Raw genomic sequence first — 16,426 nt, 5'->3', positions numbered from 1 at the left:
CCGTAGCACTCGATGTCAGCCACTGTCATCAGTAGACTGCGGACATGGCCCGATGGCAACCCGGAACCCGCGAACGACTGCAGGCGACCGCCCTGCAGCTCTTCGCCGAGCGGGGCTACGACGACACCACGGTCGCCGAGATCGCCGCCGCGGCCGAGGTCACCGAACGCACCTTCTTCCGGCACTTCGCCGACAAGCGCGAGGTGCTGTTCGCCGGGCAGGACGACTTCCTCGGCATGTTCACCACCCCGATCGAGACCGCACCGGCGGACGCGGCACCGTTCGATCTCGTCCGGCTCGCGCTCGCGGCCAGCGGCGCGTTCTTCCCCGACGACCGCCGCCCGTGGTCGCGCGCGCGACAGGGCATCATCGACGGCAACCCGGCACTCGGCGAACGGGAGCTCGGCAAGCTCGCCACCCTGAAGGTCCGGCTGGGTGAGGTGCTGCGCGACCGCGGCGTCCCGGAACCGGCCGCCACGATGGCCGCCGAGACCGCGGTGACCGTGTTCCACCTGTCCTTCGCCCAGTGGATCGCGCCGGGCGAGGAGCGGTCGTTCGCCGCGATCGTCGACGAGCGCCTCGACGCCCTGACGGAGCTGGTGCACCCCGTTCGTTGAGACGGCTCTTACATGGCGCGAGCATGATGTAACGATCCGGTCACGACCCCACGGTCCGTGACCCCATCGACCAGATCGCGCAGGAGGCGTCCGTGGCCATCACCACGACCTCGCCGGAGCGGACCCGCACGACATCCGCACCGGCCGACACCGACGGCAGGCACGCACGACCGACACCCCCGCCGCCGTTGACCAACCGGGCCCCGGCGCTCGACGGACTCCGGACGGTCGCGATCCTCATCGTGATCCTGTACCACCTGCACGTGCCGCAGTTCGAGGGCGGCTTCATCGGCGTGACGGTGTTCTTCGTGCTGTCCGGGTTCCTCATCTCGACGCTCCTGCTCGGCGAGCACCGGCGCACCGGACGCATCCGGCTCGGCTCGTTCTGGACGAAGCGCCTCCTGCGCCTGTACCCCGCGCTCCTGGCCCTCGTGGTCGTCGGACTGCTCCTCTGGAACTGGGTCGGCGACTACAAGGGTGCCTCGTTCTCCCCCGGCGAGGCCGCCTTCATCGCACTGAGCTACACCGGCAACCTCTTCCGCTCGTACTGGGACACCACGCAGGGCGTCTTCGCGCACACGTGGAGCCTGTCGATGGAGGAGCAGTTCTACCTCGTCTGGCCGCCCGTCCTCGTGCTCCTCTTCGCACTGCGCGCGCGTCGCCGCTGGCTCATGACGGGGCTCGGCGTCGTGATCGTCGGGGCCGCCGCGGCATCGTGGCTGAGCTACCGCACGCCGAACAGCGGTGCGACCCCGGACGTCTACTTCTCGCCCGTGCTCGGCGTCGTGCCGCTGGCGACGGGCTGCCTGCTCGCGCTGCTCCTCGACGACGAGCGCGTCCGGACCTGGGCGGCCGGGCTCGCCGGGCACGTCGGCACCTGGCTCGGCATCGGGCTCCTCGCGGCGGTGCAGTTCTGGATCGACGGCGACTGGACCCAGCACGCGTGGTCGTTCGGTGTCGTCCTGCCGGTGACCGGGCTCATCTCGGCGCTGCTCATCGGCGGCCTGGTGTCCGTTCGCTCGCCCCTGTCGGCGGCGCTCGCGTGGACGCCGGTCTCGTGGTTCGGTCGCCGGGTGTCGTACTCGGCGTACCTGTGGCACCCGCTCGTCATCGCGCTGCTCGGTACGTTCGCGATCGGCCCGTGGGGCACGGTGTGGCTCGTCGCGGTGGCGCTGCTCGTGGCGGTGGGCGCGGCCTACGCGGTCGAGGTGCCGGTCGAACGGCTGCGGAAGCGACTCCGCGAGGCGCGTCGCCTCGTCGCGGCCGACCGGTCCGCGCGCGAGACGGCGGACGCGACCGTCTGACGGCCTGGAGGCGCGGGTCGGCCCCGCACCGCGCCTCCCGACCCACGGTCTGCCGGACGCGACACCCGCGGGCCCACCCGCACCGCGCCTCCCGCCCCGGCGTCAACCGACGCGACGGCGACGCACGACCAGCAGGCCGACCGCCCCGAGCACGAGCACCAACGCGACGACCACCGGCAGCCGGAACGCCAGCTCCGTGACGACCCCAGCGACACCGCCGCCGCCGAGGAACGCCCGACCGGCGAGCCCGAGCGCCGCCACGGCCACGACGACGCCGGCGACCACCACGACCGTCCGCTCCGACGCGCCGAGCGGCGGCAGCACCCGCGGTGTACTCCGTCGCCACCAGACCACGGCGGCGACCACGAGCCCGGCCAGTCCGAGCACGCTCGATGCGTCCTGCACGCCCGCCCACACCGGGTAGCCCACGGGCCCCTCGCGGAGGAACGGGATCGCCTGCACCGCCCAGCCCGCCTGGTGCGAGAACGCGTCCCAGACCACGTGCGTCACGCTCCCGACGACGCAGGCGACGACGACGGTGAGCAGCCGGCGGACCGGTCGCTCCGGCCACGGTGGTCGGTGCGACCAGGCCTGCGGGACGCGCTCGCGCACGCCCGGCACCGCGTCCGCCCACGCCGGTCGCACCAGGCCCCACCACGCCGCGAGGACGACGAGCGCCACGAGCAGGTCGATCGTCACCACGCCCACCCACGAGTGCGCCACCACGTACGGCGGCAGGAACGGCGCGAACAGGACGGCATCGGGTGCCATCGCGCCGACGGCGACGGCCGCGACGGGCAACGGGGTGCGTCGCGCCGCCAGGGCGACGACCGCGTGACTGACGGTGAAGGGCACGACACCAGCATCGCGGAGCGAGCGGTCCGCCCGCTTCGGTCGAGCGGATGACCCCGGCGCGTCGACCGACCGGGCGCGTGTCCGGCCCGCCTGGGCGAGCGCCCCGCCCACCGTCCGTAGGCTCGACACCGTGACCACGGAGCGCGTCGACGTCCTCGTCGTCGGCGGTGGGCCCGTCGGCCTCTTCGTGGCGGCCCTCCTCGCGGCGCGCGGGATCGAGGTCGCCGTGTGGGAACGCCGCAGCGGGGCACCGACGGGCTCCCGCGCGATCGGCATCCACCCGCCCTCGCTCGACGCCTTCGCCGCGATCGGGCTGGACGCACCGGTGCTGCGGGAGGCGGTGCGCGTCCGACAGGGCGTCGCCCGGAGCCGCGGCCGGACGCTCGGCACCCTGACCTTCGACCGGGCGTCGACCACGCACCCGTACGTCGCGACGCTCGACCAGCACCGCACCGAGGCCCTGCTGCGGGACGCCCTCGCCGCCGCCGCACCGGACGCGCTCCGGACCGGCACCGCGCTCGCCACGCTCGAACGGCACGCGGACCACGTCGACGCCGTCGGGACCGACGCCCGCGGGAGCGTGGCCGTCCGCGCCCGGTTCGTCGTCGGGGCGGACGGCGCCCGGAGCGCCGTGCGGGACCTGCTCGGCATCGGCACGACCGGACGGGACTACCCGGACCGCTACGCGATGGGCGACTTCGCCGACGTCGAGGGGTCAGCGGCGCGGACGGCGGCCCTGGTCGACGTCGGACCCGCCGGCGTGGTCGAGTCGTTCCCGCTCCCCGGGGACCGACGGCGGTACGTCGCGCTCCTGACGGCGTCGGACGACCCCGCACCCGACGCGACGGCCCTGGCCGCGATCGTGACGGGCCGCACCGGTGTCCGGCCGGACCCGGACTCCTGCAGCATGCTCAGCGGGTTCGGCGTCCGCCGCCGCCAGGCGGAACGCGTCGGCGTCGGACGCGTCGTCCTCGTCGGGGACGCCGCGCACGAGATCAGTCCGATCGGCGGGCAGGGCATGAACCTCGGTTGGCTCGACGCGGCCGCGCTCGCGCCGCTCCTCGCCGAGGGGGTCCGCACCGGCAGCGCGGGACCGTGGCCGGAGTACGCGCGGCGCCGGCAGGCCGTGGCGCGACGGGCGGCGCGGCAGGCGGAGGTGAACATGGCGCTCGGACGTCCGTTCGGCCGTCCGCTCGGCAGGGTGGGGGCGGTCGGACGGGAGGCGTTGCTCCGGACGGTCCTGTCCCTGCCGTCCGCCGACGGGCTGGCCGGGGTCTACGCGATGCGGTGGGCGTGACGGGTCGCGCGGGGGGGCGCGCGCGGGGGGGGGTCGCGCGGGTCGGAACGCGCGGGCGTGACGGGTCGGTCGTCGGTCAGGCGACGAGGCGGGCGCCGGCGAGTCCGAGCTCGACGACGAGCACGAGGGACGACGTGATGACGAGCCGGAACAGGATCCTCGACGCCCGTCCCGCCAGCACGAGCCGGACCCCCACAGCCGCCAGCACGACCACCACGACCGTCCCGAGGACCGCGAGCACCACCCCGGGGCCCCGGACCGGGTCGTCGCCCAGCACCTGACCGCCGACGACGAGCAGCGCCGCGACGACGAGCGACCCGAACGCCACCACGCCGGCGCCCCGCAGCCCGAGGCGGTGCGGGAACCCGCGGACCCCCGTCGCTGCGTCGTCCACGAGGTCGGGCAGCACGTTCGTGCAGTGGATCGCGACCCCGAACACCGCGCCGGTCGCGATCGCCCACCACGCCGGCCACGATCCGTGCGGGCCGGCGGCGACGGCGACGACCGGCAGCAGCCCGAACGCGACGACGAACGGCACGACGGACCACACCGTGCGCTTCAGCCCGGCGTCGTACGCCCACCCCGCGGCCACGAGCACGAGGTGCGCCACCGCGGCGACCGGCCCGAGCACGAGCGACAGCACGACCGACGCCAGGGCGGTGCCGAACGCCGCCCGCCGGACCGTGCCGACGGCGATCAGGCCCTGGGCCACGGGCTTGTCCGACCGGCCCACCGCCCGGTCGCGGTCGGCGTCGATCCAGTCGTTGGCGAGCCCGATCGAGAGCTGCCCGGCGACGACCGTCAGCGCGACGAGGAGCACGGTCCACCAGGCGTGGCCGACCGCGACGGCGATCACCGTCGCGAGGACGGTCACGGTGACGGTCGGCCCCGGGTGCGACGAGGCGAACAGCAGGCGTGCGGTCGAGGCCCTGCCGGTGTCGCTCACGTGGCCAGGGTACGCACGGCCGCCGTCAGGACCCCGTCCGGACCTCGGTGCCGAACCGCTCGACGAGCTCGCGCTTGAGGATCTTCCCGCTCGGGCCGAGGGGCAGCGCGTCGAGCACGTGCACGGCCCGGGGGTACTTGTACGCGGCGATCTCGGCCGCGACGAAGTCGATCAGCTCCTCGGGCGTCGCGGTCGCACCGGCGCGGAGCACCACGGCGGCCTCGACCTCCTGCCCGTGCAGCTCGTGCGGCACGCCGAACACCGCGGCCATCGTGACGTCGGGGTGGGTGGCGAGGACCTCCTCCACCTGCCGCGGGTACACGTTGTAGCCGTTCCGGATGATCATGTCCTTCGTCCGGTCGACGATCGTGAGGTACCCGTCGTCGTCCTTCGTGCCGAGGTCGCCCGTGCGGAACCACCCGTCGACGATCGCCTCGGCGGTGTCCTCGGGACGGTCGAGGTACCCGTTCATGAGGTTGTGCCCGCGGATCACGAGCTCGCCGATCTCGCCGTGCGGCAGCATGACGATCGCGTCGTGCTGCTCCGGGTCGGCGATCTCGACGTCGACGCCCCATACCGGGGTGCCGATCGTGCCGGGGCGCGGCGGCGTCCCGACGTGGTTGAACGTCGCCACCGGCGAGGTCTCGGTGAGGCCGTAGCCCTCGTGGATCGGCGCGTCGTAGACGTCCTGGAAGCGCTCGAGGACCGCGAGGGGCAGCGAGGCACCGCCGGAGATCGCGTACCGCAGCGCCGGGCGGTCGTCGGAGCGGGTGGCGGCGTCGAGGAGCGCCATGTACATCGTCGGGACGCCCATGAAGACGCCGCACCCGTGCTCGACCATCGCGGCGAGCGCGGTGTCCCCGTCGAACTTCGGCAGCATCACGATCGTCGCGCCGACGCGGAAGCCGGTGTTCATCGTGCAGGTCTGCCCGAAGGTGTGGAAGAGCGGGAGTGCGCCGAGGAGGACGTCGCCGCGGTGCATGTCGAACGTCGTCATCAGGTTCGTGTTGACCTGTTCGAGCAGCGAGAAGTGCGACCCCTCGGCGCCCTTGGGCTTGCCGGTGGTGCCGCTCGTGTACAGGATCGTCGCGGTGTCGAACGGGTGCCGCGGGACGTAGGTGTCGAGGGGTTCCGCCTGCTGGGCGAGCGCTTCGAGCCGGTCGTGGCCGGTGCCGGGCTGCTCGTCGGAGGGCGGCGGCGCGAGCACGGTCAGCACCTCGACGCCGGCGAGCTCGGCCCCGGCAGCCCCCTCGCCGATGAGCGGCGCGGCGCAGACCAGCAGGCTCGCGCCGCTGTCGCGCAGGACGTACTCGATCTCGCGGCGCTTCAGGAGCGCGTGCACGGGGACGGCCACGGCACCGAGCGCGAGGGTCGCGTAGTAGACGCGGGGGAAGTCCTCGACGTTCGGGACGAGCATCGCGACCCGGTCGCCGGCGCCGACGCCGCGGGCCCGGAGTGCCCCGGCGTAGGCGAGCGTCTGGCTCCAGAGCTCGGCGTACGTGGTGTGCCGGTCGCCGACGATCACGGCGACGTCGTCCGGGTACCGCGAGGCGGACTCGGAGAGGATCGCTGCCACCGAGGCGGTCGCGCTGGTGTGGTGGGTGGCGGTCATGACCGTGCTCCGTCTCGTCGGCGAGTGCGTGGCCCGATCCTACGGCGGCCGTCCGCCGTGGACCCTGCCCCCGTTCAGGCGGCGGCGCGGTCCGGGGTCCGCGCGGCTCGCCGACGTCGACCGACCCACGCCCGAGGCCAGCGCGATGCCGAACAGCACCACGAGGCCGCCGACCGGTTCGTTCCACCGCACGTGCTCCCCGAGGACGAGCACGCCGAGCACCACCCCGACGACCGGCGTCAGGTAGGTGACCGTCGAGGCGCGACCCGCTCCCCACGCCTGCACCAGCCGGGTGTTCCACGCGTAGGCCAGCCCCGTGCCGACGCAACCGAGCGCGACCATCGCGCCCACGATCCTCCAGTCCAGCCGTACCGGACCGGTGGCGATGACGGGCGCGACCAGCAGGAGCAGCCCGGAGGCGAGCGTGAGCTGCACCGTCGCGAGCGTGACCGGGTCGTACGCGCTGCCGACCGCGACCCGTCGCAGGTAGGCCAGGCCGATGCCGTAGCAGGCGGTCATCCCGAGCAGCGCGACCTGCCCGGGCACACTCGCGAGGACCTCCGGGTCGCCGATGACGTTCCACGGCCCGACCAGCACGAGGACGCCGACGATCCCCAGCACGATGCCGGCGACCTGACGGCCGCGGAGCCGCTCGGACGGCACGAGCACGGCGAGCGCCGCCAGCGTCATGATGGGCGTCGTCGCGTTGTAGATGCTCGCGAGTCCGGACGGCACGGTCTGCTCCGCCCACGCCATGAGCGACGACGGGACAGCGTTGAGGAACACGGAGACGACGAGCAGGTGCCCCCAGACCCGTGGCTCGCGCGGCCATCGGCGGCGGGTGGCGACGAGGACCGCGACGAGCGTGAGCGCGCCGAGGACGGTGCGCACCGTCGCGACCTGCTGCGGCGCGAGGCCGTCGAGCCCGATCTTCGCGAAGAGGAAACTCGACCCCCAGGTCAGTGCCACGAGCAGGTAGAGGACCGCGTTCATGTGGCCTAGTGTCGACATCCACGGCGCATGCGGCAAACGCATGGCGCTCATGACCGGATGAGGAAGACGCATGACCGTCTCGTTCCCCCAGCTGCGCGCGTTCGTCGCCACCGTCGACGCCGGATCGTTCACGGGCGCGGCCGCCGCCCTCGGCGTCGGGCAGTCGGCCGTCTCGCACGCCGTCGCAGGGCTGGAGCGCGAGGTCGGTGGTCCGGTGGTCCGGCGCGGTGCGGCCGCGGTCACGACTCCGCTCGGCGACCGGCTGCTGGCACACGCCCGCAGCGTGCTCGCCTCCGTCGAGGCCCTGGAGGAGGTGGTCCGGCCCGCCACGGCGCGCGGCACCGTGCGCCTCGCCGCCGTCCCCACGGTGTGCCAGGGCCTGCTGCCGCGGCTCCGCGAGCTGTGGGCGGTGACGCTGCCGGACGTCGACGTGCAGGTCTACGAGGGCGACGACGACGAGATGCCCGAGTGGCTCGAGGCCGGGACGGTCGACGCCGCCGTGCTCGTCGACCCGTCCCCGCTGCCGCCAGGAGGCGTGGTCGTCGCCGAGGACGAGATGGCCGCCGTGGTCCGGCGGGACCATCCGCTGGCCGACCTCCCCGCACTGACCCTCGACGACCTGCACGAGGACGGTCTGGTCGCGGGTGGCGGCGGGTGCGAGCACCAGATTCAGCGGCTGCACGAGCTCGACGGGCAGCCGTTCCGGTACGCCCACCGCGTCCGCGAGATGAGCACGATGTTCGGGATGATCGAGCGGGGCGAGGGGGTGTCCATCGTGCCGACGCTCGGCCGGGTGATGCTGCCGCCGGACCTCGTCATGGTGCCGATGGCCCGGCGGCTGGCGCGGACGCTGGTGCTGAGCGGACCGACGTCCAGGGCGTGGCACCCGCTGGCGAAGGCGCTCGTCGACGCGGTCTGAGGCGGAGTCGAGGCGGCTTCGGCAGGATGGGGCGATGGCCGCGACGCACGTGAAGACCTTCGCCTCCCCCGACGAGGCCGCCGCCGAGGCAGCCGGCCTGGGCTGGCTCGCCGAGGCCGAACCGGACGGCGGCACCCGGATCGCCCGCGTGCTCGGTCGACCGCGCCCGACGGTCCTCGACCTCGAGCTGATCCCGGACGGCTCCCCGTCCACCCGGCAGGCCGAGCGCTTCGGTCGGTCCCTCGCGCACACGCACGCGGCCGGCGCCGAGCACTGGGGTGCGCCGCCGCTCGGCTGGCCGACGGGCACGCCGCTCCGCATGGGACGCTCCCGCACGCCGTTCGTCGACGCCGCACACGCACCGGCCACCTGGGGCGAGTTCTTCGCCGAGTACCGGATCCGCGACTTCGTCCGCCGCATCGTCGATGCCGGCGGGTTCGACCACGCCCAGGCCGCGGTGTTCGACCGGGTCGCCGACCGGGTGCAGGACGGCACCCTCGGGTCCCCGCAGCCGGCGCTCGTCGGGGACCGTGCGGCGCGGCTGCACGGAGACCTCTGGGCGGGCAACGTGCTCTGGCCGACCGACGCGGACCCGGTCGACGGGACGACACCGACGGGCGCGGTGCTCATCGACCCGATCGCGCACGGCGGGCACGCCGAGACGGACCTGGCGCTCCTCGGGCTGTTCGGGCTCCCCCGGCTCGAGGCCGTCCTCGCCGCGTACGACGCCGAGTCGCCGCTCGCCGCCGGGTGGCAGGAGCGCGTCGCGCTGCACCAGCTCGCGCCGCTGCTGCTGCACGTGTTCCTGTTCGGGGGCTCGTACACGGGTGCGGCCCTGCGCGCGGCCGAGCGGTACGCCTGACCGCGCGCGGCGGCTTCGCGCGCACCGTGCCGGTTCGCTCACCCCGTGCGAGGTTGCCCGCCCCGTGCCTGTTCGGTCATCCCGTGCGAGGTTGCCCGCCCCGTGCCCCGCTGCGACCCCGCGCCGAGCGGGCAGCGCCGCACCCGCCGAACAACCCCGCACCGTGCCGGCCGGCAAGGCGACCCCGCGGCCGAACACTTCGCGACCCGCACCGTGCCGGTTCGCTCACCCCGTGCGAGGTTGCCCGCACCGTGCCCCGCTAGGACCCCGCACCGAGCAAACAGCACCGCACTCGCCGAACAACCCCGCACCGTGCCGCCCGGCAAGGCGACCCCGCCGCCGGACACTTCCCGGCGCCGCACCGTGCCGGTTCGCTCACCCCGTGCGAGGTTGCCCGCACCGTGCCCCGCCACAACCCCGCACCGAGCAAACAGCACCGCACCCGCCGAACAACCCAGCACCGTGCGGGCCGGGCGCCGACCGGAGCCGGACGAGCCAGCACCATGCGTCCTTAGCGCCCACATAGCCAGCGCAGTGCATCGTTCGGGGAACGCCCGGAATCCTCACTGCCATGACCACGTACCCGATACCCGTGACCGATCGACGCGAGACCGCGCGCACCGACGCGCGGGATCGGCGCCGCAAGCCCCTCGCCCGACTCTTCCTCGGCGAACGCGAGGACGCCCGCTGGCTCCGGCCGGCGTTCTGGGCGCTCCTGGCCCTGACCGCGGTCGTGTACCTCTGGGACCTCAGCGTCTCCGGGTACGCGAACAGCTTCTACGCCGCCGCCGTGCTGGCCGGCACGAAGTCGTGGGAGGCGTTCTTCTTCGGCTCCCTCGACTCGTCGAACTTCATCACCGTGGACAAGCCCCCGGCGTCGCTCTGGGTGATGGTGCTGTCCGCGCGACTGCTCGGCTTCTCGAGCTTCAGCCTGCTGCTCCCCCAGGCGCTCATGGCGGTCGGCTCCGTCGCCCTGGTGTGGGGCACGGTCCGCCGCACCCTCGCACGCGTCGGCACCACCACCGCGAACCTCGGCGCCCTGCTCGCCGGCTTTGTCGTCGCAGCGACCCCAGCGGCGGCCCTGATGTTCCGGTTCGACAACCCGGACGCCCTGCTCGTGTTCCTGATGACCGCCGGCGCCTACTGCACCGTGCGGGCACTCCCGAAGGGCAGCTGGAAGTGGATCGCGCTCGCCGGCGTCGCCCTCGGGTTCGCGTTCCTCACGAAGATGCTGCAGGGGCTGCTCGTCCTGCCGGCGTTCGGCCTCGTCTACCTGTTCGCCGCTCGCACCTCCTGGGGCCGGCGCGTCGTCGGCCTGCTGATCGCCGCCGGCTCCCTCGTGGTGTCCGCCGGCTGGTGGGTCGTCGCCGTCTGGCTCTGGCCGGCCGAGTCCCGCCCGTACATCGGCGGCTCGACGAACAACACCGTCCTCGACCTGGTGTTCGGCTACAACGGCCTCGGCCGGATCTTCGGCGGCTCGGGCAACGGCGGCGGAGGCGGCGGCATGACGGGTGGCACCGCCGGGAGCTCCTTCGGCGGCTCGACGGGCCTGAACCGGCTGTTCTCCTCCGAGATGGGCCTCGAGATCTCGTGGCTCCTGCCCGCGGCACTCATCGCGCTGATCGTCGGCCTGGTCGTCGTCGGACGCCGTCACCTCGCCGACCCGGCCCGCGCCGGACTGGTCCTCTGGGGCGGCTGGCTCCTCGTCACCGGACTCGTGTTCTCCTACATGTCCGGCACGATCCACCCGTACTACACGGTCGCACTGGCCCCGGCGATCGCCGGACTGGTCGGCACCGGCGGCGCCCTGCTCTGGCACGCTCGCGAACGGTTCGTCGGCCGGCTCGGCCTCGCCGCGATGATCGGCATCACGGCCTTCTGGGGATGGTGCCTGCTGAACGAGAACCCGACGTGGCTGCCCTGGCTCCGCTGGGTGATGCTGGCCGGCGGTCTGCTGTCGGCAGCGCTCGTGGTCATCGGCAGCGTCCCGTCGCTCCGCAAGCTCGTCACGGTCGGCGTCCTCGCCGGCACCCTGTTCGGGCTCAGCGGCACCACCGCCTACGCCCTCGCCACGACGACCGTCGCGCACTCCGGCTCGATCCCGAGCGTCGGCCCGGCCGGCAGCAGCTCCGGTGGGATGGGCGGCGGTGGCACCGGTGGTATGCCGGGAGGCGCGGGTGGACCCGGCGGGTCGACCTCCGGTTCCGAGAGCAGCGGCTCCACGTCCGACGACGGCTCGCAGCAGGGTCCCGGCGGGACCCCGCCGGAGGGCATGACCGGTGAGGCGCCGGAGGGCGCCGACGGGACGGCGCCCGGTGGCGCCTCCGGGACCACCGAGGGCTCGACCGGGACGACCGACGGCACCGCCGAGGGGTCGACCGACGGTGCCCCGAGCGGCATGGGCGGTGGCGGGTCGACGACCTCGTCGGCGCTGCAGAAGCTCCTCGAGGCGTCCGACGCGAAGTGGGCGGCCGCGGTCAACGGCTCGCAGTCGGCCGCGCAGCTCGAGCTCGACACCGACACCGCGGTGATGGCGATCGGCGGTTGGTCGAGCGACCCGGCGCCCACGCTCGCCGAGTTCAAGGCCTGGGTCGCCGCCGGTGACATCGGGTACTACGTCTCCTCCGGTTCGGGCGGCGGCATGGGCGGCGGATCGTCCACCGCGTCGGCCATCCAGGAGTGGGTCGCGGCGAACTTCTCGTCCACGACCGTGGGCGGGCAGACCGTGTACGACCTGAGCAGCACGAAGTGACCGACGACGAGGGCGCGGTGGATAGGCTCGCGGGCGTGACCGGCCAGCCGCTGCAGCGCACCGACGGGTCCCCCGTCCGCGTCCTCGTCGTCGACGACGAGCACGCCCTCGCGGACGCCGTCGCCCTCGCGTTCGAGGGCGACGGCTGGTCCGTGCGGACGGTGCACCGCGGACGCGACGTCCTGTTCGCGGCACGCGAGTCGCAGCCGGACGTGATCGTGCTCGACGTGATGCTGCCGGACATCGACGGCTTCGAGGTCCTCGAACGGCTCCGGGACGCCCGGGACGACGTGCGCGTGCTGTTCCTCACCGCACGGGACGCCCCCGAGGACCGGCTCGCCGGACTCACCGGCGGTGGCGACGACTACCTGACGAAGCCGTTCGGCATCGAGGAGCTCCTCGTCCGGGCACGCATCCTCGCCCGCACCTCTCCCCGGGTGACGGCGGTCGTCGGCTCCGCCGGGACGAGCGTCGGCGACCTCCACCTCGACGAGGACACCAGGACGGTCACGCGGGCCGGCGAACCGATCGACCTCACCCCGACCGAGTACGAGCTGCTGCGACACCTCGCACGGAACGCCAACCGCGTGCTCTCGCGGGAGCAGCTGCTCGCCAACGTGTGGGGCATGGACTTCGGCACGTCGTCCAACCTCGTGGACATGTACGTGTCGTACCTCCGCAAGAAGCTCGACGCCGGACGCGAGCCGATGCTGCAGACCGTGCGCGGGGCCGGGTACGTGCTCCGGCCGACGACGTGAGCCGACGGCGGCGGCCGAGCCGCGCCTCCCGGACCACGACCGTGACCGAACGGTCCCGACGCGTGCCGTCGCTCCGGTGGCGGATCGTGGCGGCCGTCGCCCTCCTGCTCGTCGCGACCAACGTCGTCGTCGGGGCGGTGACGGTCGTCGCGTTCCGCGGGTACCTCGTCGATCGACTCGACGCGGAACTCGCGACGGCGGCGAACCGGACCGTCGGCGGACAGGACGGCGACCGTCCCCCGCCACCCACGAGCAGCTCCGGCTCGGACCCGGAGAACGCGTTCATCGGCGCACCCGGGCAGTCCGCCGGGACGGTCGTCGCGATCCGTCGCGACGGCGCGACGGTCCTCGGCGGGTACACGGACAGCAGCGGCCGACAGCACGGGCTGACGTCGGCGCAGGAGGCGACGCTCGCCGGGATCGCCAGCGACGGCGACCCGGTGACGGTCCACCTCGGGGCGCTCGGCTCGTACCGTGCCCAGGCGATCGGCGACGACGGCGACGTGTTCGTCACGGCGCTGCCCCTCGGCGACCTCGACGCCGCGATCGGCCGCCTGCTGCTCGTCATCGGGGTGGTGACGGTCCTCGGCCTGCTCGTCGCGGCGTGGGCGCTCACGCTGCTCGTCCGACGGTCGCTCCGACCGCTCGAGCGGGTCGCGGCGGTGGCCTCCGACGTCACGGGGCTCGACCTGGAGCGCGGCGGCACCGACATCCCGGTGCGGGTGGCCGCCGGGGACCTCGCAGCGAACCGCGAGGTCGCGCAGGTCGGCACCGCGCTCAACCGGCTCCTCGGGCACGTCGCCCGCGCGCTGACGGTCCGGCGGGACGCCGAGGCGGGCATGCGCACGTTCGTCGCCGACGCGTCGCACGAGCTGCGCACCCCGATCGCGACCGTGCGGGCGTACGCGGAGCTGACCGCGACGACCTCGGACCTCCCCACGATCCACCGGAACGTCGAGCGCATCGGGCGGGAGGCCGTGCGGATGGGCGACCTCGTCGAGGAGCTCCTCCTGCTCGCGCGCCTCGACGCCGTCGCGCTGGCCTCGGGACAGGCGCCGGTGCGGGAACCCGTCGACCTGACCTCGCTCGTCGTCGAGGCGACCATGGACGCGCGTGCGACCGCACCGGACCACCGCTGGACGCTGCAGGTGCCGGACGACCACCCGCTCGTGGTCTCCGGGGACGCGACGCAGCTGCGACGGGTCGTGACGAACCTGCTGGCGAACGCGCGGACGCACACGCCGGCCGGCACCACGGTGGTGGTCTCGCTGCAGCGGTCGGGCGGGGTCGCGCGGCTCGTGGTCGCGAACGACGGGCCGGTCATCCCCGCCGAGGCCCTCCCGACGCTGTTCGAGCGGTTCACCCGCGGCGAGGCGTCCCGGTCCCGCGAGCACGGGACGAGCGGCCTCGGGCTCGCCATCGTCCGGGCCGTGGTGACCGCGCACGACGGGCTCGTCCGGGTCGTGTCGGAGCCGGGGCGGACGGCGTTCACGGTCGACCTGCCGGGCGGGCCGGCGGACGGGGCGGCTGACCTGGACTGACCGGGCGGTCCGGCGGACGGGGCGGCTGACCTGGACTGACCGGGCGGGGCGGCGGGCCGGGCGGGTTCGCTCCGGCCGCCCGGAGCAACTAGGTTCGGACGGTGCCCTCACGCCTGTCCGCACTCGCCGGTGACCTCCGCATCCGGGCAGGGGTGGCGGCCGTGGTCCTCGTCTGGGCCCTCTACCAGTGCTTCTGGAACATCGGCGGGCCGAACATCACCGGTGACGAGGACATCTACCTCCGGGCCGGCTGGCAGTACGTGCACGGCGACTTCTCGTTCAACCGCGAGCACCCCCCGACGGCGAAGTACCTCTTCGGTCTCGCCCAGCTCGTCGCAGGGCAGGGACCGATCGGTCCGCGGGTGCTCGTCGCGCTGCTCACCTTCGGCGTCGGCATCGCGCTCTACGGGTGGCTCCGACGCGAACTCGGGTACTGGGGTGCGCTGCTCGCCGCGGCGCTCTGGTGGCTGACACCCCGCGGCGGTGCCGGTCCGCGCGTCGACCGGCTCGCGCTGCTCGACCCCGTGATGACCGCCTTCGCGGTGCTCGCGGTCGCGACGGCGTGGGTGTGGATCCGCGGCGACCGCTGGTGGCTGGCGCCGGTGTCCGGGGCCCTGATGGCCCTGTCGGTGACGAGCAAGGTGTCCACCGTGGTGCTGCTGCCGGCGTTCCTGCTGCTGCCCGTCCTGTTCCGTGCCTGGCGTCGGCTGCTCGTCGGCGGTGCGATGTGGGCGGTGGCGTTCGGGATCGTGTTCCTGGTGTCCTACGTGCCGATGGGCGTCCGGTCCGCGATCCGCTACATGATCGACTTCCAGGAGGGGCAGAACACCCTCGGGCACCCGATCACCATCGGCGGCACCGTGTACCGGTTCGCGCCGTGGTGGGCGAACCTGCACTTCATGGAGGCCGGCACGGGTGTGCTCCTGCTCGTCGTCCTGGCGGTCGGTGTCGTCGCGGCCCTCGGGATCCGGCCCGACCGCCTCGTCGCCTACGTCGGGGTCGTCCTGGCGCTGCTGGTGGGCTTCTACGTGGTCGTCGCGAAGATCGCGCTTCCCACCTACTACTCGGCCTGGATGCCGTTCCTGCTCGTCCTGGCCGCGATCGGGCTGGCACGGCTGCCGCGCGTGCCGGTGCGGCGGGCAGCCCCGGTCGCGACGGCGCTGTCGCTGGTGGTCGTCCTCTCGCTCGTCGTGCCGTCCGTCCGGCTCAGTCAGGACATCGCACGCCAGCACCCGACGGGCATCGCGCTGCTCGGCGACTACCTCGACGCCCAGCGCGTGCCCGACGGCAAGATCCTGTTCGTGTCGGCGACCCCGGGACTCTTCGTGCCGTACGTCGCCGAGCGGGGCACCACCCGGGCCGACCAGGGTCCGTACGTCGCGATCGTGGTCGGGAACGACCGACGCTTCCCGCCGTCGGGCGCGGTCACGCAGCTGTTCGCCACCGAGCGGTCGCGGTTCTCCGTGGCCGAGGTGGGCGGGCTCCAGGTGTGGCTGCCGAAGGACGGTCGGGTCGTCCTGCAGTCGGGGGCGCTCACCGTCCAGGGGTGACGGTCGGGTCGCCGCGCCGTCGGGGGCGCTCACCGTCCAGGAGTGACGGCCGCGTCGTCCTGCTGCCCGGGGCGCCCACCGTCGAGGGGTGACGGCCGGGCCGTCCGCTGGCACACTGGAGCGGACCGGACGGGGGCCCGCATGCCGAACGACTTCGCACGACTGCCGGACCGTCCACGCGCCGACGACCTCGTGGTCGAGGTGCCCGCCTTCGAGGACGACCGGCCGCAGCCCGAACCCGCGCCGCCGGCCGCCGCACCCGAGCTCGTCGCGGCCACCGAGTTCGCCCGTTCGTCGCACGCGCCGGCCACGATCCGCCGGACCCAGGTGCGTGCCGGTGCCTGGATCGCCGGGGTCCCGATCGCCGTGCTCGCCGTCGTCGCGGTCGTGCAGATCCTGCTGCCCGACTGACGCGACCGT

Annotated in this window: 14 protein-coding genes; 10 read left to right on the top strand and 4 right to left on the bottom strand. The window is 74.0% G+C overall.

Going from position 1 to position 16,426, the window contains the following annotated elements; genetic code table 11:
- Window positions 1-44 precede the first annotated feature (44 nt).
- Window positions 45-617, top strand: a complete 573-nt coding sequence (locus ACQXVK_RS14795) for a TetR/AcrR family transcriptional regulator (protein WP_430854059.1) — start codon at window positions 45-47, stop codon at window positions 615-617.
- Between the two features lie 92 nt (window positions 618-709).
- Window positions 710-1,921 (top strand): acyltransferase family protein, encoded by a 1,212-nt coding sequence (locus ACQXVK_RS14790; RefSeq protein WP_430854058.1) that lies wholly within the window; start codon window positions 710-712, stop codon window positions 1,919-1,921.
- A gap of 102 nt (window positions 1,922-2,023) precedes the next feature.
- Here ACQXVK_RS14790 and ACQXVK_RS14785 read toward each other — a convergent pair whose 3' ends face one another.
- Window positions 2,024-2,776, bottom strand: a complete 753-nt coding sequence (locus tag ACQXVK_RS14785; protein ID WP_430854057.1) for a DUF4184 family protein — start codon at window positions 2,774-2,776, stop codon at window positions 2,024-2,026.
- Window positions 2,777-2,906: 130 nt separating this feature from the next.
- Here ACQXVK_RS14785 and ACQXVK_RS14780 point away from each other — a divergent pair, with 130 nt between their 5' ends.
- The gene (locus ACQXVK_RS14780) at window positions 2,907-4,073 is read left to right on the top strand and encodes an FAD-dependent oxidoreductase (protein ID WP_430854056.1); all 1,167 of its coding nucleotides are present in this window, start codon (window positions 2,907-2,909) and stop codon (window positions 4,071-4,073) included.
- 76 nt (window positions 4,074-4,149) lie between these two features.
- Here the strand turns inward: ACQXVK_RS14780 and ACQXVK_RS14775 are convergent, their stop codons facing one another.
- The 3 genes from ACQXVK_RS14775 to ACQXVK_RS14765 are packed head-to-tail and all read right to left on the bottom strand — an operon-like array spanning window position 4,150 to window position 7,624.
- Complete coding sequence (locus tag ACQXVK_RS14775; RefSeq protein WP_402267720.1) at window positions 4,150-5,019, bottom strand: UbiA family prenyltransferase; 870 nt, start codon at window positions 5,017-5,019, stop codon at window positions 4,150-4,152.
- A 25-nt stretch (window positions 5,020-5,044) separates the two neighbouring features.
- The gene (locus ACQXVK_RS14770; protein WP_416393129.1) at window positions 5,045-6,631 is read right to left on the bottom strand and encodes a long-chain-fatty-acid--CoA ligase; all 1,587 of its coding nucleotides are present in this window, start codon (window positions 6,629-6,631) and stop codon (window positions 5,045-5,047) included.
- 39 nt (window positions 6,632-6,670) lie between these two features.
- On the bottom strand, window positions 6,671-7,624 hold the full coding sequence (locus tag ACQXVK_RS14765; RefSeq protein WP_430854055.1) for a DMT family transporter: 954 nt from the start codon (window positions 7,622-7,624) through the stop codon (window positions 6,671-6,673).
- Window positions 7,625-7,694: 70 nt separating this feature from the next.
- On the opposite strand from ACQXVK_RS14765, the gene ACQXVK_RS14760 reads away from it, so the two are divergent.
- From ACQXVK_RS14760 to ACQXVK_RS14730, 7 genes are all read left to right on the top strand, one after another.
- Complete coding sequence (locus tag ACQXVK_RS14760; RefSeq protein ID WP_022905900.1) at window positions 7,695-8,543, top strand: LysR family transcriptional regulator; 849 nt, start codon at window positions 7,695-7,697, stop codon at window positions 8,541-8,543.
- 34 nt (window positions 8,544-8,577) lie between these two features.
- Window positions 8,578-9,405 (top strand): fructosamine kinase family protein, encoded by an 828-nt coding sequence (locus ACQXVK_RS14755; RefSeq protein WP_430854054.1) that lies wholly within the window; start codon window positions 8,578-8,580, stop codon window positions 9,403-9,405.
- A 571-nt stretch (window positions 9,406-9,976) separates the two neighbouring features.
- The gene (locus ACQXVK_RS14750) at window positions 9,977-12,157 is read left to right on the top strand and encodes an ArnT family glycosyltransferase (protein WP_430854053.1); all 2,181 of its coding nucleotides are present in this window, start codon (window positions 9,977-9,979) and stop codon (window positions 12,155-12,157) included.
- Window positions 12,154-12,915, top strand: a complete 762-nt coding sequence (locus ACQXVK_RS14745; protein WP_430854052.1) for a response regulator transcription factor — start codon at window positions 12,154-12,156, stop codon at window positions 12,913-12,915. Before ACQXVK_RS14750 ends, ACQXVK_RS14745 begins: the two co-directional genes overlap by 4 nt.
- A gap of 41 nt (window positions 12,916-12,956) precedes the next feature.
- Window positions 12,957-14,456, top strand: coding sequence for a sensor histidine kinase (locus tag ACQXVK_RS14740; protein WP_430854051.1), 1,500 nt, complete (start codon window positions 12,957-12,959; stop codon window positions 14,454-14,456).
- Window positions 14,457-14,557: 101 nt separating this feature from the next.
- Window positions 14,558-16,006: an ArnT family glycosyltransferase gene (locus tag ACQXVK_RS14735; RefSeq protein WP_430854050.1), complete on the top strand. Its 1,449-nt coding sequence runs from the start codon at window positions 14,558-14,560 to the stop codon at window positions 16,004-16,006.
- 141 nt (window positions 16,007-16,147) lie between these two features.
- Window positions 16,148-16,417 carry a hypothetical protein gene (locus ACQXVK_RS14730; protein WP_022905355.1) on the top strand — a complete coding sequence of 90 codons (270 nt, stop codon included), beginning with the start codon at window positions 16,148-16,150 and terminating at the stop codon, window positions 16,415-16,417.
- Window positions 16,418-16,426: the final 9 nt, after the last annotated feature.

This window comes from Curtobacterium sp. AB451 (genome assembly GCF_050585845.1).
In the GTDB taxonomy this organism is placed as follows: domain Bacteria; phylum Actinomycetota; class Actinomycetes; order Actinomycetales; family Microbacteriaceae; genus Curtobacterium.
The sequence above is the reverse complement of the archived record's forward strand: the minus strand, read 5'-3'. Positions and strand labels throughout refer to the sequence as shown.